The sequence below is a fragment of the Brevibacillus sp. MER 51 genome (assembly GCF_023714195.1).
Lineage (GTDB): Bacteria > Bacillota > Bacilli > Brevibacillales > Brevibacillaceae > Brevibacillus.
Genome location: NZ_JAMAUS010000004.1, coordinates 316,707 through 343,022 on the forward strand (window position 1 = coordinate 316,707; position 26,316 = coordinate 343,022).

A 26,316-nucleotide genomic window follows, 5' to 3' on the forward strand; every position below is an offset into this window, starting at 1 on the left:
TGAATATGAGCTACCGGAAGAGAAGATTCTGGTTAAGCTTATCGGACGCAGGAATTATCAGCTTGGCTGTTTGGATGGCCTGCCTGGTTCGATTTGATTTTTCTTTCACGGAGATAAGCGAATATCAACCTATGTATTTGATGATTGGCCACGTACTGTTCGTCGTGACAGGCATGCACTTTGCTCAACTCTATCGACCTGTTTTCCGCTATGTCAGTGTTCGCGAGCTGGTCTCGATCATTTTTGCCACGAGCTTTTCCGTTTTGGCGCTCTACCTGGTACTCAAAATGACGTACCTGCTTGGTTGGTCTATCCGATTTCCCACCTCACTCTTTCTGATGACGCTAGCCTTTGTTTTGCTCGGCATCACAGGCTCCCGGTTTGTCTGGAAGTGGTGGAATGAAGAGCGGGAGAAAAGGACGCAGGATCGCAGGCGCACATTAATTATTGGGGCAGGCAACGCAGGTGTGCTCGTAGCCAGAGAGATGAAAACCTCGCCTTTGTCGGAGCTGCGTCCAGTGGCCTTTATCGATGATGAGCCCAGCAAACAAAATCTGCGCGTGTATGGCCTGCCCGTTGTAGGGAAGCGGGCTGATATCGCCCGTGTCGTGCAACGACTTTCCATTTCAGACATCGTGATTGCCATGCCATCCGCTTCCCGGCAGACGATTAAGGAGATTTTCGACATTTGCAAAACGACGAAAGCGAGCGTCAAAATTTTGCCGCACGTAGCAGACATCATTAGTGGAAAAATCACGATGAACATGATTCGGGATGTAGCGTTGGAGGATTTATTGGGAAGGGAGCCTGTTCAAGTCAATCTGGAGGAGATTACGGGATACTTGCGACAGCAAGTCGTACTTGTGACAGGAGCAGGCGGCTCTATTGGGTCGGAACTTTGCAGACAGATAGCTAGATTTGGACCAAGGAAACTTCTTCTCTTGGGGAATGAAGAGAACGGGATTTTTGAAATGAGCCTGGAGCTCTCGCGTTTGTTTCCTGAGCAGGAGACAGTCAGCTTGATTGCAGATATTCGTGACAGACAAAGAATTGCTTCGATTATGCATGAATATCGTCCCGCCGTTGTTTTTCATGCGGCAGCCCACAAGCATGTGCCGTTAATGGAGAACAATCCGTGTGAGGCATTAAAGAACAACATTCTGGGTACGAAAAACGTAGCGGAATGCGCACTGGAAACCAGCGTCTCTCATTTCATCCTGATCTCGACGGACAAGGCAGTGAATCCAACGAGTGTGATGGGTGCCACGAAAAGGATCGCCGAGCTTTTGATCCAGGGGTATAACCATTTCGGACTTACCCGGTTCGCGGCTGTTCGTTTTGGAAATGTCCTGGGGAGCAGGGGGAGTGTCGTTCCCGTTTTTCTCAATCAAATCCGGGCAGGCGGACCGATTACCATTACACATCCAGATATGGAGAGATTTTTCATGACCATTCCTGAGGCTGCCCAGCTCGTCATCCAGGCGGGAGCACTCGCTCAGGGAGGGGAGATCTTCATTCTGGATATGGGGAAACCGGTCAAAATTGTCGATATGGCCCTCGACCTGATTCGCTTGGCAGGCTTGGAGCCGGGGAAGGATATTCCGGTTGTATTCACAGGAATTCGTTCGGGTGAGAAGCTGTACGAAGAAATTTTGACCGCGGAAGAAGGCTTGTCGTCTACTTGCCATAATCGCATCTTCATAGGCAAGCCGCTCGATTTTTCCTGGAATGAGCTCTTGGCAGGGATCGCCCGGTTGGAGCAAATTGCAGACAAGGGAGCGACGATGGAGGACAAACAATCCATTATCGAGATTTTGCAAGGGATCGTTCCAGGCTATCAATCCACTTCTTACGTGAAGGAAGAGTCTACGCCAGTCCCTTATCCAGTGGCAATCGGATGAGCGTCTGCAAATGGAAGGAAAAGATCGCCACGATCAAGTGGAAGCGGCTGCTGGCATGGGGAGGATTGATTTGTCTCATCAGCTTGAGTGGGTATGGTGTGTACGTCTATCTGTCGTTAAAAGAAACGGCCAGCAAAATGTACCTCCCTATCCGCACGCAGAAATCTGTGGAGATACCTGTAGCGACTGAACCAGCATCTGTGAGACAAACACCGGCTTTAAATTCCCAAGGAGCAACAACACCATCTGCGGCTGAAGTGGAGAACTCCGCTATCTTGCCCAAAGAACCGATCACCTTGCTGCTTCTAGGCGTTGATGAGAGAGAGAACGACAAGGGACGCTCAGATGTCATCCTCGTACTCTCCGTCAACCCGAAAACGAAATCTGCGCTGCTCATCAGCATACCGCGTGATACGCGAACCGCTATCGCTCACAAAGGTACTCAGGATAAGATCAATCATGCCTATGCATTCGGCGGTGTACAGCAGGCAGTAGACACCGTCGAGCAGTTTCTCCAATTTCCCATTGATTACGTGGTGACCGCGAATATGGAAGGATTCGCAGGTGTGATCGATGCGCTGGGCGGAGTGGAAGTCAACAACAAGCTTGCCTTTACTTATGCCGATTACACCTTTCCGGTAGGTCCCATCCAGTTAGACGGGAAGCAAGCCTTGGTCTACGCTCGCATGCGCTACGAAGATCCGAGAGGCGACCTCGGGCGCAACGAAAGACAGCAGGAAATCATCAAGGCATTGCTGGATAAAGGGGTAACCCTTGCATCGCCTACCCGATTGAATGATGTCCTTACGACGATGGGGAAATACGTGAAAACGAACATGACCTTTGATGTGATGAAACAGCTTGCCCTAAGCTACAGCACGGCAGTTACCTCCGTTGAGACGATTCGTTTGGAAGGAAAGGGTCAAATGATCAATGGAATCTACTACTATATCGTCAGCCCGCAAGAGCGTGAGAGATTGACCGAGAGTCTTTCAACTTTTCAAAAACAAATCGAACCTCCCGTACAACTGCCGGAAGAAGGAAGTGACAGCATGGCGGGGCAAAGGGGGAAGCAGGATGAATGAGGAGCTTAATTTTCGTGAAATACTCCTGATGTTGTTGAAGCGATGGAAGCTGATCCTTTTGATTACTTCTTTGTGCACCATCGGAACAGCGCTCGTGAGCTTCTATTTGCTGACACCGATTTATCAGGCTAAGACGGAAATATTAGTCAATCGCTCGCTGGATTCAACCGTAGAGAGCGTGCTATCCGTCGCAGAAATTGATTCCAATCTGAAATTGATTGAGACCTACCGCGTCATTATTGAAAGTCCACGGGTGATGGAACGCGTGCTCGAAGTGATCGGGGCCGGCGCTACGATGGAGGATCTGCTTCTTCAAACGAAAGTGGAGCCAGTCAAGGACTCGCAGGTCATTTCCATTACGGTAGAAGACCCGGATCAGGGCAGAGCTGTGCTCATCGCCAATACCATCGCGAAGACCTTTCAGGAAGAAGTCGTCAAAATGCTTAGCATGAACAACGTGCATATTTTGGCGGAAGCCCGAAACAATCCGGCGGCCATTCCCGTGAGCCCAAAACCGATCCTCAATTCGGTGATCGCTTTTGTCCTCGGGTTGGCAACATCTATGGTCGTCGTCTTCTTGCTTGTGCAGATGGATACTCGACTTCAATCGGAAAAAGAAGTGGAGGAGTTTTTAGGTTTACCTGTACTGGCAACGATTGCGGTGATTGACAAAAAAACACGGAAGGCATTTCGCCAGCCCAAGGTGGAGGAAGTGAGGAATGAGTATGAGAAGGCAGAAGCCTGATGATCGTTATCAAAAGCTGATCGCCCATTGGGAGCCGCTGTCTCCGCTGGTAGAGGGCTACCGTACTCTTCGCTTGAACATTCAGTTTTCGATGGGCGACAAGCTGATGCAAACGATTTTAGTCACCAGTCCGGGGGCTTCTGAGGGAAAAACGATCACCGCTGCCAACCTGTCCTTGATGATGGCAAAGGATCACAAGAAAACGGTGCTGCTTGATTTTGACTTGCGCAATCCCCGGGTGCATTTCACCTTTGATATGCCGAATCTGTACGGGATCAGTTCTTACTTTTCGGATATGTGCCAGATTCCCGATATCATCCAACCGTCTGGGGTATCAGAGTTGTCGATCATTACAGCAGGGCCGATCCCGCATAATCCAGCGGAAATGCTCGGGACGCCACGGCTCTTGGAATTGATGGCGTACCTGCGCCACAACTACGATTTCGTGATTGTCGACAGTCCGCCACTAATCGTAAGCGACGCAATGGTGCTGGCGAGGGAAATGGACGGCTGTGTCATGGTTGTGGATGCAAGCAAGACGAAGCGGGATTCTGCTGTCAAGGCGGTAGAGCAGTTAAAAGCAGCAGGCGCCAACCTGCTCGGTGTTGTTCTCAACAACAAAAAGGTAGGAAAGAGAGAAGGCTACTACGGAAACGGGTACAACGCATAGCAGAAAGCGGGGCGTTTGTAGGCATGCATGCCCTCAAAATAGCTTGGCAACGACAATGGAGCCGTCTCAATAAAGATCGCGACGTTCACGAAGTGATTCGCGGCTCGGCCTTCACGTTTTTGTTTCGGCTCCTTGGCTTCGTACTACTCTATCTCTTGCAGTTCTACATTGCCAGAGAGTATGGAGCCGAGAGCCTGGGCATCTATTCGCTGACGATCACCCTGATGAACATCGGAATGGTGCTGGCCGTTTTGGGGACGGATACAGCCATCATCCGCTTTCTCTCGGAGTTTCGCGCGAAAGGCTCACTTTATCAGATTTCCGAAGTCTTCAACAAAGTAGTGCTGTGGGCTACGCTGATTTCGATTGTGCTTGGGGTACTTTTGCATCTGTTCTCAGAGCAGGTGTCCGCCTACGTGTTTGCAGGGGAGCTGCCAGCAGAGGCACTAAGAGTCGTCGCGTGGATGCTTCCGTTTGTGTCGCTCGCCAGGCTGTATGCATCTGCATTTCGGGCACTGCATCGGGTTGTCATCTCGATCACTGTCGATATCGTCGGTATGCGTTTTCTGCACTTGGCGTTTCTCTTCATCGCCATTCCTTTTTTCGAACCCAGTACGATGCTCTTGATTCAACTGCTCGCAGGTGCTGTTATCTTGAATGCGGTGTATGGGATGGGGCAGTGGTATGCGACGAGCCGAGGATTTCGTAGCGGTGTACAGCCGACTGCGGGAGAGCCCGGTGTTAGGTTGAGGGAAATTATTGCAGTCGCACTCCCGATGTATCTCAGTGCGTCGATGGAATTGATTATGACGTGGACAGATATGATCATGCTGGGGATTTTTACGGACGCCAAAACCGTCGGAGTATACAGTGTGGTCATTCGTCTGGCAATGGTGACGGGCTTTGCGTTGATTTCCATCAATACGATCCTCTCTCCGAAGTTTTCTGAGCTGTACGCACGTAATGATATGGACGGCTTGAAAAAGATGATTGCGTTTGCCAATCGGCTCATTTTCTTCACCTCTGCTCCTCTCAATCTGCTAGTGGCGCTATTCGCCGTTCCGTTGCTCACTTTTTTTGGCGAAGAGTTTGCCAGTGAGAGCCTCGTCCTAGTGATTTTGTGCATGGGGCAGTTTGTCAATTTTTGCACAGGGAGTGTTATCCCCTTATTGACGATGACCGGGCATCAGAAAACGGCCCGCAATATTCTTGTCTGTTCAGCTGCACTAAACATAATCGGAAACGCTTGCCTCATTCCGCTGTATGGAATTATCGGGGCCGCCATTGCTACATCAATCAGCCTGATCTGTCGAGATCTTTGTGCTTCGTATTGGGCATCCAAATATTTTGGATTTCGCACGTGGTATATCCCGTTTTTGTCCGAAAAATATTCCGTCTCGCTCCAGGAGACGAGGTCATGAAGAAGGTGGCTTACCGTGAAGGATGAGCTGTATCCGTCTATGTTTTGGGATAGTGAAGAGACACGCCATTGCCGTCTGCAGGTGCAGAAGCCGTGGAGCAGGGAGGAATTTTGGTCGTACTACTTCACTCGTCGCATCTCCATCTACGTGAGCTTATTGCTGACCCGAAAAACACGCATTTCCCCCAACGCGATTACAATGGGGGGGATTGTTGCCGGGCTCCTAAGCGCTGCAGCATTTATGTATGGAACGGCGGCATCCTTTCTGCTCGGCTGCTTCTTCTGTCAGGTGTGCTACTTGGCGGATTGCGTCGACGGGGAAGTGGCCCGCATGCGCAACCAGAAGAGCAAGGGAGGAGAATGGCTGGACATCGGGCTCAACTATGCACTCTACCTGGTGTCATTCGGTGTGATATACGGCATCATCAATCATCACGCGATGTTGGGGCCGTGGCTGCTCTATTTGATTTTGCTGACGATTTTTGCAGAGATTTTGGCGACGAATGGCTCCGATCTCGTCTTTAGTCAAGGGAAAATCTCTCACGAAACAGTCTCTATGAGAAAGCGCAGCAAATGGATCGATGCTTTTGTCTTCCTTTTTCTTACCCAAACGGGCTATCAGTTGGGCGTGCTCGTTACCGCGTTCCTGTGGGCAATCAGCGGTCAGATGCTATTTTTGCTCCTATGGACCTTCTACCACCTGTTCGTCGGACTGGCCAGATCGATGTACAAGCTGAAGCTGAACATCAAATACGTCATGCCATCTCTGAAAGAAGGAGGGGAGTCGGATGAAGGCATTGCTCATGGCAGCAGGTCTCGGGTCACGAATCAACGAGCAAATTGACGGTATTCCCAAGTGTACAGTGGACATCGGAAACCAGGCGCTCATTGAAAATACGATAACAAAGCTAAGGCGCCACGGAATTGAAGAGATCGCGATGGTGGTGGGCTATCGAGCCAACGTGATTACCCAGTTGCTCGGAGATGAACCGATTCGTTTTTATCACAACCCTTTTTATGATCGGACGAATAGTATGGTGTCCCTCTGGTTCGCCCGCGAGTTTTTGCAAGGAAGTGACTGCTTGCTGTTGAACGCCGACGTTTTCTTTGAGTCGAAGGTACTGGAGGTAGTGTTGCAAGAGACCGCATGTCCTGTCATGTTTGCTGATCCAGTGCGTCGCTATGAGGGGGATTATAAATTTGGCTATGAAAACGGACGCTTGCTCCGCCATGGAAAGGAGCTCTCACTGGAAGAGACAACTGGCGAATACGTTGGAATTGCCAAGCTTCAAGAGAGCTTTCTGCCAATATTTTTGCGGCGATTACAAAGGTTGATTCAGGAGAAGCAGTATGATTTGTGGTGGGAAAATGTCCTCTATTCTTTTTTGGGGGAAAGGAATGTGTATGTCGCACAAATACCATCGGGATTGTTTTGGGCAGAGGTTGATACGTGGGAGGATTATCGGCGAATCCTGCAATTCACCAACCATCTGGCGCACAGGTAAATGATGATCAAGGAAAAGCTCTCACCGGACAAGATCCTTCTTTTTCTATATGTGGTACTTAAGCCCTTCTACTTCTTCCCAAGTGGCAATCCGCAAATCGCCGATTTTATTATGCTGATCTTGATCGCCTACAGCTTCTTGTTTCGCTTGGGGCGGGTCAACCGCAGACTCGGATTTTTTCTCTTCCTTACCCTTCTGTTTTTGTACGACATTATGATGGTGAACGGCATATGGGCGATTGCACTCGGCGGGGAAATGGATGTATTCAGCTCGACCAAGTGGTATTTGTACAACGGAGCCGTGATGCTTGCCCTGGTTATTTTGTTCAGGCGCAACCCGCAAGAGTACGTCAAATGGGTCTTCCTGGCTACGTCCACTTCCTTGCTCGTTCAGACATTCATTCTCGTGTCAGGACTGTCACCGGATAGTGACGAGTTCAGGCAGTCCTTGTTCTTCAACAATCCGAACCAGCTCGGCTATTTTGGGCTTCTGTGCATGGGGATATGCCTGCTGTGTGCCCGCTTCGTATCTGTGAAGACCATTCCTCTCTTTGTTGCGATCGGCACGGCGTTTAGCATCATTGCAGCGTCCCTGTCAAAAGCAGCGATCATTAGTGCCGTAGGGATGTACCTCGTTTTTTTGCTCCTCTCGATCAAAGAACGCACGGGCTTGTTTTGGATGAATCTGCTTTGTGTGCTCGTCTCGTCCTTCACTGTCTTCTTCATCTATTTGTACACCAACGAAAACGTGCTGAGCGATGCTTCTATTTACACACAAATCGAAGAACGAATGGTCACACTCGGCGAAGATTCGGATGACAATTGGGCAGCGCGGGGCTATGACCGGATTGCCAACCATCCGGAGTACATTTTGTTCGGAGCAGGGGAAGGGATGTACGAGCGATTTAACAGCAGCATTTCGTTGGAACTCCATTCTACCTTAGCCAACCTGTTCTTTTCCTACGGCGTAATGGGCACGGTGTTGTTCATTCTCGTGATTTATGGGGCGGTTCGTGGGCATCGATTGGTTGCTTGGTATCCGCTTGTTTTCCAAATTTTGTACGGACTCACTCATAATGGAATTCGCGAAACGTTTTTCTGGATCATACTCGCGCTGTATTTTGTGACAGCCGAAATCAATACGCGTCAGATCAAAAATGGCGGTGATCTGCTTGAAAAAAATCTTACAAGTATGCGCAATTGACCGCTCTGTAGAAAGCTTGCTGTTTCCCCTGATTGAAAAGCTGATGGGTGAAGGCTTCGAGGTGCATACCGCGTGTTCGGATACAGGGCGCTTTGATGTGCTAACAGCAAAGGGATTGACGCTCAGAAGTATCCCCATTAAGCGAAAGATCGACCCGATTTCCAATCTGGTCACGATTGGGGCATTGTATCGGTTAATGAAAAGGGAGAAGTATGATGTCGTGCATGTTCATACACCGATCGCTGCTGTTCTCGGGCGTGTGGCAGCAAGGCTGGCAGGAGTGCCGCATGTCATTTACACAGCACATGGCTACTTCTTTCATGAGGGCATGAGCAAAAGAACGTATCGGATGTATTACACGCTGGAAAAATGGTTTGCCCGGCATATGACTGACTATCTTTTGCTTCAAAGTCGGGAGGATTACGAGTTGAGCGTGAAGGATGGCTTCTCCTCTCAGGCGGAGCGGATTCTGCATATTGGCAACGGTGTTGATCTCACAGAACGCTTTCACCCGCGACACGTTACGAGAGAAAAGGTCCAGTCCATCAAGTCCTCACTGGGGCTTCGGGATGATCATGTGGTGATCACCTATGTAGGACGTATGGTCTCGGAGAAAGGAATTTTTGAGCTGTTGGAGGCCTTTCGCAAGCTGGCGGGCGAATTTCCACGTCTGCGCCTCTTGTTGGTGGGGGACGTGTCTTCCAGTGAACGCGATCAGCGGGGGCAAAACTTCGTGGAGCTTTGTCGACAGCATCCGCAAATCATTTTGGCTGGATTCCGCACAGACATCCCGGAGTTGATGGCCACCAGTGATATTTTTGTCCTTCCTTCTCATCGCGAAGGGCTGCCTCGATCCATCATTGAGGCAATGGCGATGGCAAAACCGATCGTCGCCACGAATATCCGTGGATGTCGGGAAGAAGTCAGGGACGGGGTCAACGGATTTTTAGTAGAACCAAAACAGATATGTCCCTTGTATACAGCTTTAAAAAAGCTCGTAGTGGATTCGAGACTCAGAGAAGCATTCGGGCAGAACAGCCGCAGTATCGCGCTTGAGCACTTTGATGAGCGAACGGTCCTCGCGAAGCAGGCGGCGTTATTTGCCCAACTCACTGGTCAGCTGAGAGAAGAAAGAGAGCAGGAGAAAGGAGGCAGCGGAGAAGATTGGACAAGACGGGAGCATTCGTCATTTCCCTAGACTTTGAACTCTACTGGGGCGTCCGAGACAAGAGAACCATTCAGTCCTATGAGCAAAATTTGCTAGGCGTTCGTCAAGTGATCCCCGCACTTTTGGAGCTGTTTGCCAAGTATGAAATGCACGTCACCTGGGCGACTGTCGGTTTTTTGTTTTGCGAGTCGCGCAAGGAGTTGGCAAGTGTCGTCCCATGGCATCTCCCGGCGTATGCCGATGAAAAGCTGTCACCCTATCCCTATATGGACACAGATGCGATCGGAGAGCATGAGCAGGTCGACCCGTATCATTTTGCTCCTTCCTTAATCAAGCTGATATCCTCTTACCCGCATCAATTCATCGGAAGTCACACCCTTTCCCACTACTATTGTCTGGAGCCGGGACAGACTCCCGAAGCTTTTGCTGCTGACCTTGATTCTTTTCATCGAGTGACTCGCAAAAAAGGATACTCCCCTACCAGCATCGTTTTTCCGCGAAATCAAGTACAGCCTGCCTATTTATCTTTGTGCAAGAAAAAGGGGTTTCGTTCCTATCGCGGCAACGAGCAGTCTTGGATGTATCACACAAAAGGGGCTGCCGAAGAGACCTTGTTCAAAAGAGCCATGCGACTGATGGATGCGTATGTGAATCTCTCCGGTCATAACAATTATGTTTCATTGCAGCGTAGTCCAGAGGGAATGGTCGATGTTCCATCCAGCCGGTTTTTGCGTCCTTATCATCCTCGACTACAGAGGTTGGAAAAATGGCGCATGAAAAGAATCAAACGCGACCTGACTCATACGGCAGAGCACAATCGCTTGTACCATCTATGGTGGCATCCGGAAAACTTCGGGAACCACATGGAAGAGAATCTGTCCTTTTTGGAGGAAATCCTCCAGCATTACTCCATGTTACGCGAGAGGTACGGCATGCAGAGCCTCAGTATGGAGGAAGCGGCAGCGAAGTGGAATCAACAGGAGGTGCGGCATGAAGTCCTTGTTTGATCGTGGGATATCCTTCCTGATGCTCGTCATGCTGTCCCCGCTGATTTTGCTGGTGAGTCTGCTCATCCGTTGGAAGCTGGGGTCTCCGGTTTTGTTTGTACAAGAGAGACCAGGTTTGCATGGAAAACCTTTTTTTATCTACAAATTTCGCACGATGACCAATGAGCGTGATGAGAGTGGAGTGCTTCTCTCTGACGAGCAGCGGCTGGGTTCATTCGGAACGCTTTTGCGCAAGTATAGCTTGGATGAATTGCCACAACTATGGAATGTGCTTCGCGGTGAAATGAGCCTCGTAGGGCCGAGACCGCTACTGATGGAGTACTTGCCGTTGTACACGCCGCGGCAGTTAAAACGACACGACGTAAAGCCGGGGATTACAGGCTGGGCGCAGGTCAATGGAAGAAATGCGATTGACTGGGAGCAAAAGTTCGAGCTGGACGTCTGGTATGTAGAAAATGGCAGCTTTTTACTGGATATGCGGATTATCGGTCTGACGATCAAGCGTGTTTTTCAATCGACAGGCATAAATCAACTGGGCAGCGTCACGGTAGAAGACTTCAGAGGGAGTGAAAACACAGAGCGCGCTGGGAGGGAAGCATGTGAGCCTGATCGTACTGTCGGAACAGGATGATTGGACCGAATATTTGCGACGGTTTTTCAAATTAGACGTGTCCTACACGAAAGAATTTGTGCAGCTATACGCCAAAATGGAGCAGGGCACGCCAGAAGCTGTTTTTTTCAAGAGTGGGGAGAACGAGGTTTTCTACCCGTATTTGGTCAGACGTCTGGATGGGTGGATTCCCGGCTATGCGGATTTGGTTTCGATTGGATACGGAGGGCCATTTGTCGTGGGAGGACAGACGGCTGCCCGATTGTTCCAGGAGCAATTCCACGTCTACTGTCGCTACAAAAACTATCTGACAGAAACGGTCCGCTTTCATCCGTTGCTGGGAAATGCGGAGCTGTTTGCAGATCAAATGCGACTGGATTTGGTGAGGATGGTAACGGCTGTCGATTTGCGCCCCACACTTTCCTACATTCGTGCTCACTATACGCAAAACGTCGGACGAAATATCAGGAAGGCCGCGGCAAACGACGTCCGGGTTACATTGGGCGGAACCGATTGGCTTCCTTCTTTTATCCAGCTGCATCGGGAGACGATGGACCGTAATCAAGCCGCGGCGATCTATTACTATGCACCTGAATTTTTTGGGGGACTCATGAAAAAAACAGAGCTGTGCAAGCCGCGGCTTCTGCTTGCCATGCATGAGGATCGGCCGGTGGCGGGAGTACTTTTGCTCAGTGGAAATCAATTCGCCCATTATCAGCTAGGGGCATCCCATACGGAAGACATGGCGCTTGGCGTCAACCACCTCCTCTTCGACGCCATGATCCAGCAGGCAAAGCAAGATGGAGCACAGCTGCTTCTCCTTGGAGGAGGAAATCTGGATGGGGATGGCTTGTTCCGTTTCAAGTCCTCGTTTGCAAACGGCAATCATTTTCCGTACTGGATGGGCAAAAAAGTTCACGATGAGGAAGTGTATCTGGCTTTGTGCCAAAAACTACAGGTCGATCAGGCTGGCGAGCAAGATTTCTTTCCTGCCTATCGCAATGGAGGGACATCCAAATGAGTGCGCAGCAGCGAATCTTTTTATCACCGCCACATATGGGAGAGGATGAGCGGGACTTGGTGGCAGACGTCTTTGCCTCCAATTGGATCGCACCATTGGGGGAACACGTCGATGCTTTTGAGCGGGAGATTGCCCAGTATGTCGGCGTAAAAGCTGCGCTGGCTGTATCCTCTGGAACGGCTGCTATCCATCTCGGGCTTAGGCTAGCCGGTGTGGTTCCGGGTGATACGGTGTTTTGCTCCAGTCTCACCTTCGTCGCCAGTGCCAATCCGATTCTGTATCAGGGAGCGACTCCTGTATTTATTGATTCCGAGGAAGGGTCCTGGAATATGTCTCCGCAGGCATTAGAGCGAGCCTTGCAGGAGGCGGGAGCAGCGGACAAGTTGCCCAAGGCGGTCGTCATCGTCAATTTATATGGGCAGAGCGCAGATATGGGGCCGTTGATGGCGCTTTGTGAGCAGTATGGGGTGCGCGTGGTGGAAGATGCAGCAGAATCGTTAGGAGCTGTATACAAAGGGAAAATGAGCGGGGCCTTTGGTCATGTTGGGACTTTTTCATTTAATGGCAATAAAATCATGACGACTTCAGGTGGTGGAATGCTCGTCTCCGATGACGTTGAGGCGATTGAAAAGGCGCGCTTCTGGTCGACGCAGGCGAAGGAGCCAGTGAGGCATTACCAGCATGAAGAGATGGGCTACAACTATCGGTTGAGCAACGTACTGGCGGCAATTGGTCGGGGGCAGCTGCGCGTCTTGGAGGAGCGAATCGAGGCAAGGCGAGGGATTTATAAGCGTTATGAACAAGCCCTCGGACAATTGCCTGGCATTTCGTTCATGCCCGAGCCGGCGACAGGGCGATCCACCCGCTGGCTAACGGTGATGAGACTGAATCCAGCTGACACGACACTCTCTGCTGCACAATTGATCGATGCACTGGGTAGAGAAAATATCGAAGCCCGTCCCGTGTGGAAGCCGATGCATCTACAACCGTTGTTCGCACAATGCCAATACTATCCGCACCAACCTGATGAGAGTATATCAGATCGGCTATTTGCCGAAGGTGTTTGCTTGCCGTCGGGTTCCAGCTTGACTGCTGAACAACAGGAGCGGGTCATCGGTCTGATCATGAGCTGCCTCCTGAACCAGGAACGGGGGGTGCGCCATGTATAGTTATGAGCAGTTGGAAAAATGGCGTAGCCTCTGCTCGTCTTCTTATTACGTGCTGGACACCGTGAAGCTCTCCGAGAACTATCGTCGTTTCCAACGGGCTTTTACCCGGCGGTATGAGCATGTAGTCGTCGCGTATTCGTATAAGACCAATTACTTGCCGTTTTTATGCCAAAAGCTGCATCAGCTAGGGGCGCATGCTGAAGTCGTCTCTCGACTGGAATACGAATTGGCACGGAAACTCGGCGTCGACCCTGCGTCCATCATTTTCAACGGCCCGCTCAAAACGGAAGAGGACATTCATTTTGCCTTGGAGCAGGGGAGCCTGATCAATCTGGATTCTTTTTCGGAAATCCCGTGGGTGGTGGCCTACGCCAAGCAGTATCCCGAGCAGACGTTTCGGATCGGGCTGCGGATCAATGTGGATTTGGCCAGGGGTGGCGTGAGTCCTCTGCAAAATGGGTACGAGGTCAGCCGATTTGGTTTTTGCGTCGAAAACGGCAATTTGGAAAAAGCCCTGAGTCAATTGGCTGTCGCCCCGAATGTGCATGTAGTCGGGTTGCATGGACACTTTTCCACCAATCGCAGTGTCGGTGTGTATCGCCAAATTGCGCGCCATTTATGCCGTTTGGGAAAACAGCATTTGGGCGAGCGGCTTGCTTTTATCGATATGGGAGGCGGATTTTTTGGCGAGCTCCCGACTTCATTCGGGATGACGGCTGCACCAACCTTTGAGGAGTACGCCGAAGCGATTACGTCGGCCATGAAGGAGGAACTGGCAGAGCTGGATCACGCTCCGCTGCTGATTCTGGAGCCGGGTATTTCACTTGTGGCAGATGCCGTTCATTTCGTTTGCCAGGTCATCGATGTAAAAGAAAACAGAGGAGAGCGATTTGTTCTCGTGGATGGCAGCATTCACAATGTCAAGCCGACGATGCACGCGCACCCTTTGCCAGCCCGACATGTGTGTAACCGCAAGCCACTTCCCGAAGCGAGCTATCATGTCGTCGGGTATACGTGCATGGAAAAAGATTATTTGCTTCAAAGCTATACGGGACCTTTGCCTGACAGCGGGGATTATTTTGTCTTCGGACACGTAGGGGCGTATACGCTCGTCTTTAATCCACCTTTTATTCGGGAGAGGCCACCGGTTCTCGCTATCGATGGAAAAGATGCAGTCATTGTCAGGGGAAAAGAGACTCTCCAACAATTCATACCCGAATCGGTTTATCGTTTTCACGTTGACAAGCAGGGGGTCGTGAACTGAATGAACGTACTTGTGACCAGTGTAGGCAGACGAGTCAAGCTGCTCCACTATTTTGTACGCGAATGGGGTGACACTGGCAAAATCATAGCGGCAGACTGCGATACGACAGCCCCGGCTCTGTACGCTGCCCATTATCATGAGCAGGTGCCGCGTATCGACGATCCTGGTTATCTCGATGTCCTGCTGAACATTTGCCAACGCTACGAGATCAAGGCAATCCTCTCTTTAATAGACCCGGAGCTGACACTGTTGGCTGCGCATGCTGAACGTTTCTACATGCAGGGCATCGAGGTGATCGTGTCCGATCGGGATGTAATCCAGATGTGCTTGGATAAGATGGCTACGTATGATTTTTTGTCCACGCATCAGATTCCCGCCATTCCCACCTTTACAAAAGTGGATGAGGTACAAGCAGCTCTTACAGCAGGGCAGATTATGTATCCATTGATTGTCAAGCCGCGGTATGGAAGTGCCAGTTTAGGCATCACACGTGTGGAGAATGATCAAGAATGGTCCATGCTCACGGAAAACACGGAGGATGTCGTCATTCAACCGTTCTTGCAGGCAGAGGAGTACGGAGTGGACGGCTATGTGGATCTGATCTCGGGGGAGCTGGTGACACTTTTCACCCGCAAAAAGCTGCGCATGCGGGCAGGGGAGACGGATCGCTCACTCGCGGTAAAAGATCCGCGTCTGCTATCACTAGCGAAGGAACTGATTCGTGTCCTGGAGCCGCGAGGGCCCATTGACATCGATTGTTTTTTGGTCGGAGATCAGTACGTTGTGTCGGAGATCAATCCCCGCTTTGGAGGAGGGTATCCCCATGCTCACGAAAGCGGAGTGAACAGCGTCCGTGCGCTTCTCCAAAACATAAAGGGTCTGGTCAATGTACCAAAAGTAGGGGAGTACAAGGAAGGAAGCATCATGATGAAATACGATGAGGTCATGCTTCTGGAGTGAAGGGAAAAAATCCCTCAGAAGCGGGAAAGGGCAGGGAAGCGAAAAACAAGACCAATATTGCGTACCTGCCCCATATTGTACAGTGGCTGTATTGCTGAAATGTGCTACAATTGTAGCTGAGCGTCCACGTGATGCCTACTTAATCAAAGTGCAGGAGTGTTACAGACCATGATCATCCAGTTCATTCGTTATCGGTAATGTGAGGTACAGCTCAACAGAATCCCGCATTTTTTGAAAATGCTTGGGGTTTATTTGACTGTGCCTTTTTTCATTCACCGAAATACGAATGAATGGGGTGCTTTTTTTGATGTCTACAGCTATCTCCCAGCATGTGGGGATTTTTCGTTGTCCAATTTGCCAGGCAGCTATGCGCAATGTACCTGCCACCAGCTTGGTATGCAACAATCATCATTGCTTTGATTTATCCAAGCACGGCTATGTTCACTTGGCTACGCGAACCTACAAAACAAAGTATGACAAGCAATTGTTTGCAGCGAGAAGGGCGATCATGGAGCAAGGCTTCTTTGATCCATTGTATGACGTATTGAGCGAAGTCATCCTGCAGAGGACAGACGCTGAGGAAAGCCAGATGTACGTGCTGGATGCAGGATGCGGCGAAGGCTATCATCTGACGCAGGTTCGGCAGAAAGTGATGCAAACAAGCAAAGTCCCATTTGTCGGAGTGGGTGTCGATCTCGCCAAAGAGGGGGTTATGCTCGCGGCGAAGAGCGATCCAGAAGTAGTTTGGTGCGTTGGCGATTTGACGAAGGCGCCGTTTGTCGACAGACAGTTTTCATGCATTTTGAATCTATTATCTCCATCCAATTCGGATGAGTTTCATAGACTCCTCGCTGATGATGGACGGATGATCAAAGTCATTCCGGAGGCCAACTATTTGCGAGAGCTACGAGAAGCCTTGTATCAAGAGACTCCCAAAACACAATATAAGAATACTCGTACGATCGAGCACTTCAAAACCAGCTTCCAGCTAATTGGTAAGGAACGGGTTCAGTATCAGTTCCGACTGGAGGAAGAGCGTCTTGTGTCCCTGCTTCAGATGACTCCGTTGGCGTGGGGAGCGACACCTGAGCAATTGGAGCGAGTGTCTGACTTGGCAGGAGTGGATATGACGATAGACTTACTTGTATTGATTGGCAGGAAATAAAGCAGCGACTGTCCTGAGCGGGAAAAATCCGTTGGGACAGTCGCTTTCCTATTTGTAGATGGTCGTTGTTGACAGCGTTCTTTATTTTTTTGAAAATAAGCATGAATACTCAGAAAAGTTTCGGAGGGATAGTATGGGGGCTGATCAGGATAAGGCTTCCTTTTTGCGCGTAAAACCTTTCCTTGCGGATATCCAAAAGCATTGCTTGTCCCTCACGAAAAACGAGTGGGATGCGCAGGATCTTTTCCAGGAAACATTGACGAAGGTGTATCGTTCCTTGCAGAAGACTCCAGACAGAGAACTAACCAAGGCATTTTTGAAGCAAATTGCTACGAATGCTTGGATCGATCATTGCAGGAAAGTAAAGGCGAATGAGCATCCCGCCTTGTTTGATGAAGCGATCTATCTGCATCAGTCCAGTGTATCTGATGCGTTTGTGCAGAGAGAGATGTTCGAGCAACTGGCGGATCGACTAAATGCCAGGCAGATGGTGCTGATTCTCATGATGGACATTTTTTCGTTTACGGCGCAGGAAACAGCCACATTGCTCCATACGACCGTAGGGGCAGTGAAGGAAGGAGTGAAGAGGGCACGCCAGCGCTTGTTCGTGTTGGCAGAGCAATCCAGACAGGGAGAAAGCCCATCCCACAAAAAGAAATTCGCCAAAGCTGGACGTCATGATTCGTCCGGTTTTGTATCAAAAGAAGGGTTCGAGCAATTTTTGTCTGCCTTTCGTGCAGGGGATGCCTACGCAATTTGTCAAACGTACCTGCGCCTCGCAAAACTGGGCGTGAGCGTGGAAAAGGTTTCGGTAGCAGGCGATCGCCTTTTCTTTGCGGTTCGTGACCCGGATGGACATTTGCTGCATTTTTTTCAGAAATGGTAGAAGTACCCGTTTCTTTTTGTTCTTTTCTTTCGTTCATGAGGGTGAAAATACATATTTGAAAAAAAGGAGCGAACACAAATGAGTACTCATGTGCGTAATTTTGCGGTTGTACAGCTGCCAGTCAAAAACTTGGAGGTATCCATAAAGTGGTATCGCGATGTGCTCGGTATTCCGTTCACGTTTGAATATTCACCTGGAGACAATGAGGCTTGGTTGAACGTAGGCGGAGTAGGTCTCGGACTCATTCGTTGCCCGGAGGTTCCGCGATTGGACTTTACCGATATGGCCGGACAAGCCCAGCCGATCATCTCCTTGCAGGTAGACCAAATCCATGAGGTTTATGAGGAGTTGAAAAGCAAAGGAATCGAAGTAAGTGAAATGACGTATAAGCGAGGCGGAGGCTACAGCTTTCGATTTCGTGATCCAGATGGGCATTTGAACCACCTATGGGGTGGCTGGCCTTCTGCTGAGGATGAAGAGAGAAACGCATAGAAAATGGTAGCTCTTAAGCGTTTTGATTCCCCCGTTAACAACCGTACTTTTTGAAGGATGCCACTCCCAGAACAACTAGGCTTGCTTCTGGGGTGGCATCTAAACCATCTTCCCTTCTACCGCACAGTACTAGTACGTCCTTACTACTTCAAGTTCTGAAAGTCCACCGTTTTTTGGCTCATCAGGTAGGAAACAATCTCCTCCTCATTGGGTACTTCGTCCGTAAACGTGACTTTGAAACAAACGTCATTTTCTCTCCAGAAATAGGAGATGAGAGTTGGATCCTCTGGTTTGCTCGCCTCTCCAAAACGCTTGTATTTCGCCGTTTTGAACACTTCATTTCCAGCGATTTTCAGCATGTTTACCTTAACTATGTGCTTATCATCCATACCGAGGTGAAATGCTACATTTCCATCCTTTTTCATATCTTCGTATATTTTTGTGTCTTTGATTTGATCAAATGAGATTCTATTTTCTCCGCTCAATCTTTCGTTTTTCTCAGCAACATCGTAGTAAATCCCAAGGTACGTAGTCTTATAATCTTCCTCATTTGCCGGCATGCTGAAATTTACTTTTGAGCTTATATCTGCTGCTGTACCTTTGAACTGTCCCGGCAGCTCCAAAGGAAATTTAGGAGTAAACCCTATAGCTTTTGAGCCGTGCTGTACATCTTCCGTATCATATAAGCCCATGACGTAACTGGAATTGCCTACATAACGTTCTTTCATCGCTTGATCCGGATATTTCACATTCGAGATCATTTTCGCAATGTCTTCTTGAGGATCGCTAGCGAAACTACTAATGTTATACTGTATTCCGTTATCTTGCCATAGATAGTAAACGTAGTTAATGTTGTTTTCTTCACCGGAGGGTTCGCTATTAAAAGTCACTTTCATTACATCTATCCCTTGGACATTTAAATTTTGCTTCTCTATTTTTTGTTCCCCATATCCCTTTTTTTGTTCATCTACGATTATTTTGTAAGCCGCCTCCAATTCTTTTAGTCCGCTCCTTGCAGAAAAACGCACATATTTGGATGATGGACCTCTTTTTCTAAATTCAATCTGAACGTGCGTTTCTTTATTGGTACGCAACTTTTTCTGATCGATATACATCCCGCTAAACTCATAGTCCATAGCAAGCACATCAGGAACTTTAAAATCAAAACCAGTTGTCTGTATTCCTTTTGACAATCGGTCGTATGTTCGCTCATCCGAGTCAAATAAAAATCTAGCCTCTTGCCCTGCATTAGCTTTATCGGAGGCGACTGGCTTGGCCGTGCTCTCCACCTTCACCGCGGCATTCGTAAGGGTCACCGAACTCATCAAAGCTACACACAAAACGGTAGCAACCGAAAGCTTGTAAGATCCTGCTTTAAAGCTTTTTATCATCTGAATTCTCCTTATCATTTGATTCTTGTTATTTGCTTCGTTAAAGTGAAGCAAGTGAAGCTGCTGGCGGTTGGCAGAAAAACGCTGCAAAAATTGAATAATCGTCATCCCGTAGGGCACAGACTCATCTTCACCCAGAACGTTCAACACATAGGCGTCACACGCAAGCTCCCGGTCGGCTTTCATCTGTTTTACACACAACCAAACAAAAGGGTTCATCCAGTGAATGGCCAGAGCAAGTAGACTCAGCAGATTCCACGCGATGTCTTTTCTTTTGTAGTGGGCAAGCTCGTGGGAGAAGACGTGGGTAAGCGCAGAGGCGTTCGATTCCTTGCATATCTCTTCGGGACAGTAAATCCATGGATGGATCACCCCGGAGATATGCGGACTTTTTCTATAGCTTCCTGAATAGATAGGGATTGGTTTGGTGATGCCAAATCTTTTTCGGCAATCATCTAGGATGGAAATGACTTGCGGGTCGGTTTCGATCTTGAGGCTGCTCATTCTGCTTCTGGTTCGCAACATGTAGGCACACATAAATCCAAGCAGTGAAAAACATCCCACAAGCCAAACGATGGCTGCTATTTTTACGCCAAGGATGTGATTGTTCTCGACAGGGTCTGGATCGATTTTGATTTGGTGGGATAGGGAGGGATCCAGAAGTTTTTGATTTTCTGGCTGGTTTGTCTTATTATTTTGAGGTGAGTTTGTTTGTTTGCTGTTTTGCTCTATCTCTTTTTGTGACGCGTCATTCGCAACAGGGGAGTGAGGGGAAACAGCATTTTTTATGCTGTCTACGCCTACTTGCCAGATATTGAAGATGCTTACCGGACTGTTAGGGAGAAAAGGGAACAGAAGCCGTATTAACACAATCAGCCAAAGTGCGTGGTGAAGTCGAGCACTTATTCGGTGATGAAAGATTTTCTTGATGGCTATCACCATCAAAGCGACGAGGCTAGCTCCAATGGTGGCATCAAAAACCCATAAAAAAATATCGCATAGCATATCCATGCTTTCTACCTCTTTACAGTGAGTTCTGCTGCTTTGTCATTCTTCACATCTGTCATCGCCTCTTCTGTCCTTGTCTTTCTGCTTTTCATTCAGAATCTTTTGGAGATGCTCGATATCCTTCTGGGACAACTTGACGTCTTCTAAAAAATTGGTCATCATCATGTCTGCCGCCCCGCTAAAGACTCTTTTCAAAAACGACTGGCTCTCTGCCTTGATGCATTCTTTTTCGGAAATCAATGGAAAGTACTTATAACTTCTTCCTGCTTTTTCAAAACCGATCACCTTTTTCTTCAAAAGTCTGTTGATAAAGGTACGAACGGTTTGATCGGTCCACTCGATTTCATCAGGCAAGAGGAGTGCGATATTCTCGGCGTTTATAGGGTTGTTCTTCCAAATAATCTTCATGATTTCCCACTCTGCTTCAGAAATTTTCGGGAGATTGTGCATGTACTCACCTCCTAATCCATCTTTTGATTTACAGATGTAAATATAATCTGTCGGGTTAATATTACAAACGTAAATAAAGCGTGTCAAGAAATATTTTCCATTCATAACCACAGGTTGTTATTTACATACGCATGGCTCAGCTGCGGTTCAATTCGGCCAGAAACGCAAGGGAATGTTCGCAACAATTGTGCTTGACATTATGCAGAACATATAGAATAACTACAAATATCTATCAATCAACAAATTACGTAAAGAGGAAACAGGTGATCACCAAATGAGAGCAAACCGGATGGAAGCGTTCAGCGATGGCGTACTGGCGATTATCATTACGATCATGGTGCTAGAATTCAAAGTACCGGAAGGCCAAGACTGGTATTCGTTAATTGAATTAGGACCAAAAGTGCTTAGCTACATCTTCAGTTTTGTTTATGTCGGCATCTACTGGAACAACCATCACCATCTGCTGCACATGATTCGAACAATGAACGGGCGGCTAATGTGGCTCAACTTGATATTGCTTTTCTGGCTATCCCTTATTCCCTTCACGACCGCCTGGATGGGGGAAAGTCATTTTGCTCCCGCCCCGATGGCATTGTACGGGATCGTTCTTCTGCTTGCAGCTACTTCTTACAGGTTTCTCCAGCTCGCAATTATTAGCCAGCATTCTGGCGATTCCGTATTCGTAAAGTCAATGGGCCGAGACTGGAAGGTGAAAGTATCTCCTTTTCTCTACTTGCTCGCAATATTGACCGCGTATGTGGGTCCATGGGTTTCCGGTTTCTTTTATGTACTCGTTGCTGTGATCTGGGTCGTGCCGGAAAAGCGAATCGAGCATATCTTGAGAAGCGAATAATTGTGCCTAAGCAAAGCCTCCAAACCGGAGGCTTTTTTTCAAAAATAGGTTCCCGCAAAGGATGGCCTTAAACCTTGTTAGTAACATTGCTTCACTTTTATCAGTAATCGCGTGCGGCGTCGAACCAGCGTTGAGCCATTTCCTCCGTAATAGGCTGGCCGATTTGGTGGTCAGACTGGCTTAGTTGCCAGACAGCTTCACCCAGGTCATCTCGTTCGATGGTTTCGATACCTTTGAGGGTGTTGAAACGCACTGTAAAGGCCGTAATGGCTGCCTCCGCATCAGCAAGGCTGCGGGCTTGCGCCAAGGTCGCTTGTGCAACGTCATAGGCTTCATTAGCCAGCTTGGCCAGACGTTTCGGCCAGGACGAAAATGGGCGGCCAAACTCGGTCGTCCACCACTCGGGCTTCCGTAATTGGCTCACGGAAGCGTGGCCAGTCCATGGGCGGGTGTTGGCTCGGGCTTTCATTTGCTGCCTCAGTCGCTTGCCTGTAATCTCTTCCACGTTAAAGGCGATAAATCTGTCAAGCAACGGCCACACATTTAATGGCGGCAGGTCACCTAGATCAGGCATGAAGCGGAGCTCCAAATTTGTTAACTGCGTCTGACGAGCTAACAGCTCCAAGTCGCAGAAATTGCCCCACAAGCTCAATGATGTAAGATTTTGAAATCTCTCTAAACACGTCAGCGAGACAGGCTGCGCCAGCGGTTCGTTTCGAAGTGTCAGGCTCGTGACCTGGTGCAGCTCGCCCAGATCGGGTAGCAAGACGGGGGCATGATTCTTGCGGCGGCTGGTTCGCGGCTTGAGTGTCAGGGAGTATGGCATGTCGCCATTGACAGAGAAGCGTGATAGATCTCCAGCCACACTCAGACGGAAATATTCAGAGACTTGGCGTTTCGGGAGTTTCAAATGCAAACAGCTTTCAAACTGGTCCAGTTCGATATGCAAGCTGTGCAATTTGGATTGGCTGGCGTCAACGACCATGTCTTTTGACAGGATCGGAACCCATGTCATTTCTTCAATGGGGCGTTCTTTGGCCCAGTTGAAGAAGCCCGCGTCGCTACCTGTGTAGTACAGAAACCGCGGCCAGGGAGAGCCAGCTGGTGTGGCAAAGGAATCGAATATGTTCCAATTGATGGGGGCATAGGGATCTACGTGCAAATCTGCCTTATTGCCCAATTGTGAGGGTCCAATGGAGAGACTGCCTACGCCAGGCTTGATAACAAGTGTATGGCTGTGAGGGCCAGTCAGGTCGATGGGATATCGACCATCTTCTCTTATAGAACCAGCAGGAGAACGAACTTGCTTATGATTTGTCATTTCCTTCATCCTTCCTTCTTAACTCCTGACTTCTGCGCTATGTATCAATACATCTCAATACCTTGGAGCTTAATAAAAATATAGCATAGAAAGCCAAGTTGATTTTGTAGTTGCTGTAGTGGAGAGAAGAATATTTCCAGTCTACGCTCCGGGCTACGTCCTGCTGGGAAGTGGGGACTGTCCGCTCCGCAGCGATTTGCGGGGAAATGCAAAAGTGGTAGCCGCTTCGTAGCGTGGGCACGTTGCATTTCTGTTGCCCGCAAATCACTGCGAAGCTGTCCAATGATTCTTAATCTTTAAAAGCCACTTGAAACTACATCCGCTCGCAAGGAAACAGGAGAAATAAGCGAAGAGCCTGGTGACCCAAGAAGCTGGAGCGTTTTCTTCTGTTTCCTCCAAACACAGCAGTCGGGATAAAAAGTCTCAAAAAAAGACTGAAAGTATCAAAATGATACAATTTAATCTCATTATGATACGATTCCCACCAAAACAATAAGCCACCCACGCCTCCCACCGTTGGCACGATCCTTGCTCTATCATTCTGGATGAAACCAACGGAGGAGGTACACATCAAATGGATAAACGTAATCTGCCACCAATCTACGTCGTAAAGAATAAGAGAAAAAATAGGGAGAGTTCTCGCGTTCCTACCTATTTGACCACAATAGAATCCCGTTTTGCCAAAGCTTTTCACCAATCTCTCGCAAACTACGAGCCAACTCCCCTTGTTACATTGCCTGCACTGGCACGTGAGCTGGGGGTAGGACAGGTACTTGTAAAAGATGAGTCCAAGCGATTTGGTCTCAATGCTTTTAAGGTCCTGGGAGCTTCTTACGCGATGGCGCGTTTTTTGTGCGAGAAGCTGGGGAAATCGACAGAAGACATGACTTTTGAAGCACTGTGCTCCCAAGAAGTGAAAGAGCGAATTGGAGAAGTCACCTTCGTCACTGCAACAGATGGCAATCACGGACGGGCCGTTGCATGGGCTGCGAAGGCGCTCGGACAACATGCCGTTGTTTATTTGCCCAAAGGCTCCACCCAGCAACGGGTAGATGCGATACGCGAGGCCGGCGCAGAAGCTCACGTGATCCATGGAAACTATGATGAAGCCGTGCGACTCTCAGAACAAATGGCCAAAGAACGTGGTTGGCAAGTGATTCAAGATACAGCATGGGAAGGCTACACGACTATTCCCATGTGGATTATGCAGGGCTATACGACGATGGCAGCAGAGGCTATGGAACAACTCTCAGCCCTTACTGACGCCAAACAGCCGACGCATCTCTTCTTGCAGGCAGGTGTCGGTTCCATGGCTGCCGCAGTCTTGGGACATTTCGTAGCGGCGCAAGTAAACAAAGACCTGACAACCGTGATTGTAGAGCCACATAGCGCCAATTGCATGGTCCTCTCAGCAGAAGAGAACGACGGACAACCACATACTGCTACGGGAGAGCTAGGAACCATCATGGCAGGTCTGGCATGTGGCGAGCCGAATCCGATGGCATGGGAGATCTTGCAGGAGCATGCGGACTTCTTCGTTAGCTGTGCCGATTATGTGGCTGCAAACGGCATGCGTATACTTGCGGCACCGATTGGAACCGACCCTTCTATCGTAAGCGGGGAAAGTGGAGCAGTCGGGGTAGGGCTACTCGCTGCCTTGATGAGCAAGCCAATGTATCATCAGCAGCGTGAGCAGCTCGGCTTAGATGAAAATTCCGTTGTTTTGTGCTTTAGTACGGAGGGTGACACGGATCGGGATATCTACAAACGCATCATCTGGGAGGGCGCATGCCGGGAAGAGGAGGGTCTGACAAAATGAACGTGACGATCAATCGAGAGGAACTGATTTCATTCGTACAGGATTTGATACGCATTGATTCGGTGAATCCATACCTGGACGAGGATGGCCCAGGCGAAAAAGCGATCGCCGCTTTTATTCGAGAGCGTTTGGAGGCAGCTGGACTGGAGGTTCACGTCACGCCTATTAGCGACACAGCGGTCAATGTCGTCGGGATCCTACGGGGAACGGGCGGCGGCAAATCCTTGATGCTAAATGGACATATGGATACGGTAAGCGCCAAGCGCATGGAAATTCCGCCGTTTGAGCCTACCCTTGTGGACAACAAAATTTTCGGCAGAGGCAGTCAGGACATGAAGGGCAGTCTAGGGGCCATGATTGCCGCAGTAGAGGCGATCGCACGAGCAAAGGTTCCATTGGCAGGAGATGTCATTTTGACTTTTGTCGCTGACGAGGAGTATAAAAGCATCGGCACGGAGGAGTTGGTAAAGGCGTACAAAGCAGATGCAGCGATATGCTGCGAGCCTTCCGATCTGGCGATTGGTGTCGTACACAGAGGTTTTGCCTGGGTCAAATGCGAGGTGCTGGGCAAGGCAGCTCACGGAAGCCGTCCATCAGAAGGGATTGATGCAATCGTTCGGGCGGGCAGAGTCCTGCAAGAGCTGGAGCGCCTCTCGGACAGGTTGGCTCAAGGTCCCGCTCATCCGATTCTCGGTGCGGCATCTGTCCATGCATCACTCATTCAAGGAGGAACGGAGCTGTCCACCTATCCAAACTATTGCCGGATCGACTGGGAGAGAAGGACGTTGCCGGGCGAGACAGAGGCAGACATTGCCAATGAAATAGAAGCATTACTCCAGAAGCTGCGCGCAGAAGATGAGACGTTCCGAGCAAGCGCCGAGCTGTCATTTTTGCGGGAGCCGTTTGAAGTCGGGTTAGATGAGCCTGTTTATATAGCCCTTCAGGGAGCGTGTAAGAGTGTGACGGGAAAAACACCCGAAGTGTGCGGATTCTCGGGTTGGACGGACGCAGCATTGTTGCAGGAAGCGGGAATCCCTACAGTTTTGTTTGGACCAGTGGGAGCTGGGCTGCATGCGGCAGTCGAATATGTAGAGGTGGATAGCTTGGTAGACATGAGTGCCATCTTGGTGGAGACAATTTGCGATTTTTGCCGGTAAAAATTGCATAGAGGGCTGGCTTCTCCTGTGATGCGTTATAATGGAT

At 49.3% G+C, this 26,316-nt stretch carries 24 protein-coding genes; 21 read left to right on the forward strand and 3 right to left on the reverse strand.

From position 1 onward, the window contains the following. Nucleotides 1-5: 5 nt before the first annotated feature. The 18 genes from M3630_RS11215 (at nt 6) to M3630_RS11300 (ending at nt 18,271) form a co-directional block, all read left to right on the forward strand. Entirely contained in the window at nt 6-1,901 is a 1,896-nt protein-coding gene (locus tag M3630_RS11215) for a polysaccharide biosynthesis protein (protein ID WP_251252150.1), read from the forward strand. Next, the gene (locus tag M3630_RS11220) at nt 1,898-2,986 is read left to right on the forward strand and encodes an LCP family glycopolymer transferase (RefSeq protein WP_251252151.1); all 1,089 of its coding nucleotides are present in this window, start codon (nt 1,898-1,900) and stop codon (nt 2,984-2,986) included. The genes M3630_RS11215 and M3630_RS11220 overlap by 4 nt, the downstream gene beginning before the upstream one ends. Next, on the forward strand, nt 2,979-3,731 hold the full coding sequence (locus M3630_RS11225; RefSeq protein WP_251252152.1) for a YveK family protein: 753 nt from the start codon (nt 2,979-2,981) through the stop codon (nt 3,729-3,731). The genes M3630_RS11220 and M3630_RS11225 overlap by 8 nt, the downstream gene beginning before the upstream one ends. Then, nucleotides 3,706-4,401 (forward strand): CpsD/CapB family tyrosine-protein kinase, encoded by a 696-nt coding sequence (locus M3630_RS11230; RefSeq protein ID WP_251252153.1) that lies wholly within the window; start codon nt 3,706-3,708, stop codon nt 4,399-4,401. Before M3630_RS11225 ends, M3630_RS11230 begins: the two co-directional genes overlap by 26 nt. A 23-nt stretch (nt 4,402-4,424) precedes the next feature. Continuing rightward, a complete protein-coding gene (locus M3630_RS11235; RefSeq protein WP_251252154.1) occupies nt 4,425-5,822 on the forward strand; it encodes a flippase in 1,398 nt (465 codons plus the stop codon). 15 nt (nt 5,823-5,837) lie between these two features. Next, on the forward strand, nt 5,838-6,665 hold the full coding sequence (locus M3630_RS11240) for a CDP-alcohol phosphatidyltransferase family protein (RefSeq protein ID WP_251252155.1): 828 nt from the start codon (nt 5,838-5,840) through the stop codon (nt 6,663-6,665). Then, the gene (locus M3630_RS11245) at nt 6,610-7,326 is read left to right on the forward strand and encodes a phosphocholine cytidylyltransferase family protein (protein ID WP_221868120.1); all 717 of its coding nucleotides are present in this window, start codon (nt 6,610-6,612) and stop codon (nt 7,324-7,326) included. Before M3630_RS11240 ends, M3630_RS11245 begins: the two co-directional genes overlap by 56 nt. Next, on the forward strand, nt 7,327-8,529 hold the full coding sequence (locus M3630_RS11250) for an O-antigen ligase family protein (protein ID WP_251252156.1): 1,203 nt from the start codon (nt 7,327-7,329) through the stop codon (nt 8,527-8,529). Further along, a complete protein-coding gene (locus tag M3630_RS11255; RefSeq protein ID WP_251252234.1) occupies nt 8,489-9,727 on the forward strand; it encodes a glycosyltransferase family 4 protein in 1,239 nt (412 codons plus the stop codon). The genes M3630_RS11250 and M3630_RS11255 overlap by 41 nt, the downstream gene beginning before the upstream one ends. Then, nucleotides 9,694-10,704 (forward strand): polysaccharide deacetylase family protein, encoded by a 1,011-nt coding sequence (locus M3630_RS11260; protein WP_251252157.1) that lies wholly within the window; start codon nt 9,694-9,696, stop codon nt 10,702-10,704. Before M3630_RS11255 ends, M3630_RS11260 begins: the two co-directional genes overlap by 34 nt. Next, on the forward strand, nt 10,688-11,335 hold the full coding sequence (locus M3630_RS11265) for a sugar transferase (protein WP_251252158.1): 648 nt from the start codon (nt 10,688-10,690) through the stop codon (nt 11,333-11,335). The genes M3630_RS11260 and M3630_RS11265 overlap by 17 nt, the downstream gene beginning before the upstream one ends. After that, nucleotides 11,304-12,335 carry a GNAT family N-acetyltransferase gene (locus M3630_RS11270; protein ID WP_251252159.1) on the forward strand — a complete coding sequence of 344 codons (1,032 nt, stop codon included), beginning with the start codon at nt 11,304-11,306 and terminating at the stop codon, nt 12,333-12,335. The genes M3630_RS11265 and M3630_RS11270 overlap by 32 nt, the downstream gene beginning before the upstream one ends. Continuing rightward, nucleotides 12,332-13,504 (forward strand): DegT/DnrJ/EryC1/StrS family aminotransferase, encoded by a 1,173-nt coding sequence (locus tag M3630_RS11275; protein ID WP_251252160.1) that lies wholly within the window; start codon nt 12,332-12,334, stop codon nt 13,502-13,504. Before M3630_RS11270 ends, M3630_RS11275 begins: the two co-directional genes overlap by 4 nt. Then, nucleotides 13,497-14,768 carry a type III PLP-dependent enzyme domain-containing protein gene (locus M3630_RS11280; protein WP_251252161.1) on the forward strand — a complete coding sequence of 424 codons (1,272 nt, stop codon included), beginning with the start codon at nt 13,497-13,499 and terminating at the stop codon, nt 14,766-14,768. Before M3630_RS11275 ends, M3630_RS11280 begins: the two co-directional genes overlap by 8 nt. Beyond that, nucleotides 14,769-15,728 carry an ATP-grasp domain-containing protein gene (locus tag M3630_RS11285; RefSeq protein ID WP_251252162.1) on the forward strand — a complete coding sequence of 320 codons (960 nt, stop codon included), beginning with the start codon at nt 14,769-14,771 and terminating at the stop codon, nt 15,726-15,728. 307 nt (nt 15,729-16,035) lie between these two features. Then, a complete protein-coding gene (locus M3630_RS11290) occupies nt 16,036-16,893 on the forward strand; it encodes a putative RNA methyltransferase (protein ID WP_251252163.1) in 858 nt (285 codons plus the stop codon). Nucleotides 16,894-17,026: 133 nt separating this feature from the next. Continuing rightward, on the forward strand, nt 17,027-17,779 hold the full coding sequence (locus M3630_RS11295; protein ID WP_251252164.1) for a sigma-70 family RNA polymerase sigma factor: 753 nt from the start codon (nt 17,027-17,029) through the stop codon (nt 17,777-17,779). A 78-nt stretch (nt 17,780-17,857) separates the two neighbouring features. Further along, a complete protein-coding gene (locus tag M3630_RS11300; protein ID WP_251252165.1) occupies nt 17,858-18,271 on the forward strand; it encodes a VOC family protein in 414 nt (137 codons plus the stop codon). Nucleotides 18,272-18,414: 143 nt separating this feature from the next. Here the strand turns inward: M3630_RS11300 and M3630_RS11305 are convergent, their stop codons facing one another. Continuing rightward, nucleotides 18,415-20,673, reverse strand: a complete 2,259-nt coding sequence (locus M3630_RS11305; RefSeq protein ID WP_251252166.1) for a M56 family metallopeptidase — start codon at nt 20,671-20,673, stop codon at nt 18,415-18,417. A 36-nt stretch (nt 20,674-20,709) separates the two neighbouring features. Continuing rightward, nucleotides 20,710-21,120, reverse strand: a complete 411-nt coding sequence (locus tag M3630_RS11310; protein ID WP_251252167.1) for a BlaI/MecI/CopY family transcriptional regulator — start codon at nt 21,118-21,120, stop codon at nt 20,710-20,712. Nucleotides 21,121-21,394: 274 nt separating this feature from the next. On the opposite strand from M3630_RS11310, the gene M3630_RS11315 reads away from it, so the two are divergent. Further along, nucleotides 21,395-21,973, forward strand: a complete 579-nt coding sequence (locus M3630_RS11315; protein WP_173610949.1) for a TMEM175 family protein — start codon at nt 21,395-21,397, stop codon at nt 21,971-21,973. A gap of 100 nt (nt 21,974-22,073) precedes the next feature. Here the strand turns inward: M3630_RS11315 and M3630_RS11320 are convergent, their stop codons facing one another. After that, nucleotides 22,074-23,294, reverse strand: coding sequence for a leucine-rich repeat domain-containing protein (locus tag M3630_RS11320; protein ID WP_251252168.1), 1,221 nt, complete (start codon nt 23,292-23,294; stop codon nt 22,074-22,076). A 574-nt stretch (nt 23,295-23,868) separates the two neighbouring features. Between M3630_RS11320 and dpaL the strand changes: the two genes are divergently transcribed. Both dpaL and M3630_RS11330 read left to right on the forward strand, forming a co-directional pair. Next, complete coding sequence (gene dpaL, locus M3630_RS11325) at nt 23,869-25,113, forward strand: diaminopropionate ammonia-lyase (RefSeq protein ID WP_221868130.1); 1,245 nt, start codon at nt 23,869-23,871, stop codon at nt 25,111-25,113. Beyond that, the gene (locus tag M3630_RS11330) at nt 25,110-26,270 is read left to right on the forward strand and encodes an ArgE/DapE family deacylase (RefSeq protein ID WP_251252169.1); all 1,161 of its coding nucleotides are present in this window, start codon (nt 25,110-25,112) and stop codon (nt 26,268-26,270) included. The genes dpaL and M3630_RS11330 overlap by 4 nt, the downstream gene beginning before the upstream one ends. Nucleotides 26,271-26,316 lie beyond the last annotated feature (46 nt).

Excerpts from the sequence above, each read along its gene's own strand:
- M3630_RS11235 (WP_251252154.1), top strand. The coding sequence starts at position 4,425 with ATGCATGCCCTCAAAATAGCTTGGCAACGACAATGGAGCCGTCTCAAT.
- M3630_RS11230 (WP_251252153.1), top strand. The coding sequence starts at position 3,706 with ATGAGTATGAGAAGGCAGAAGCCTGATGATCGTTATCAAAAGCTGATC.
- M3630_RS11215 (WP_251252150.1), top strand. The coding sequence starts at position 6 with ATGAGCTACCGGAAGAGAAGATTCTGGTTAAGCTTATCGGACGCAGGA.
- M3630_RS11275 (WP_251252160.1), top strand. The coding sequence starts at position 12,332 with ATGAGTGCGCAGCAGCGAATCTTTTTATCACCGCCACATATGGGAGAG.
- M3630_RS11280 (WP_251252161.1), top strand. The coding sequence starts at position 13,497 with ATGTATAGTTATGAGCAGTTGGAAAAATGGCGTAGCCTCTGCTCGTCT.
- M3630_RS11290 (WP_251252163.1), top strand. The coding sequence starts at position 16,036 with ATGTCTACAGCTATCTCCCAGCATGTGGGGATTTTTCGTTGTCCAATT.
- dpaL (WP_221868130.1), top strand. The coding sequence starts at position 23,869 with ATGGATAAACGTAATCTGCCACCAATCTACGTCGTAAAGAATAAGAGA.
- M3630_RS11300 (WP_251252165.1), top strand. The coding sequence starts at position 17,858 with ATGAGTACTCATGTGCGTAATTTTGCGGTTGTACAGCTGCCAGTCAAA.
- M3630_RS11295 (WP_251252164.1), top strand. The coding sequence starts at position 17,027 with ATGGGGGCTGATCAGGATAAGGCTTCCTTTTTGCGCGTAAAACCTTTC.
- M3630_RS11220 (WP_251252151.1), top strand. The coding sequence starts at position 1,898 with ATGAGCGTCTGCAAATGGAAGGAAAAGATCGCCACGATCAAGTGGAAG.
- M3630_RS11320 (WP_251252168.1), bottom strand. The coding sequence starts at position 23,294 with ATGACAAATCATAAGCAAGTTCGTTCTCCTGCTGGTTCTATAAGAGAA.
- M3630_RS11285 (WP_251252162.1), top strand. The coding sequence starts at position 14,769 with ATGAACGTACTTGTGACCAGTGTAGGCAGACGAGTCAAGCTGCTCCAC.
- M3630_RS11310 (WP_251252167.1), bottom strand. The coding sequence starts at position 21,120 with ATGCACAATCTCCCGAAAATTTCTGAAGCAGAGTGGGAAATCATGAAG.
- M3630_RS11245 (WP_221868120.1), top strand. The coding sequence starts at position 6,610 with ATGAAGGCATTGCTCATGGCAGCAGGTCTCGGGTCACGAATCAACGAG.
- M3630_RS11330 (WP_251252169.1), top strand. The coding sequence starts at position 25,110 with ATGAACGTGACGATCAATCGAGAGGAACTGATTTCATTCGTACAGGAT.
- M3630_RS11305 (WP_251252166.1), bottom strand. The coding sequence starts at position 20,673 with ATGGATATGCTATGCGATATTTTTTTATGGGTTTTTGATGCCACCATT.
- M3630_RS11315 (WP_173610949.1), top strand. The coding sequence starts at position 21,395 with ATGAGAGCAAACCGGATGGAAGCGTTCAGCGATGGCGTACTGGCGATT.
- M3630_RS11250 (WP_251252156.1), top strand. The coding sequence starts at position 7,327 with ATGATGATCAAGGAAAAGCTCTCACCGGACAAGATCCTTCTTTTTCTA.
- M3630_RS11225 (WP_251252152.1), top strand. The coding sequence starts at position 2,979 with ATGAATGAGGAGCTTAATTTTCGTGAAATACTCCTGATGTTGTTGAAG.
- M3630_RS11265 (WP_251252158.1), top strand. The coding sequence starts at position 10,688 with ATGAAGTCCTTGTTTGATCGTGGGATATCCTTCCTGATGCTCGTCATG.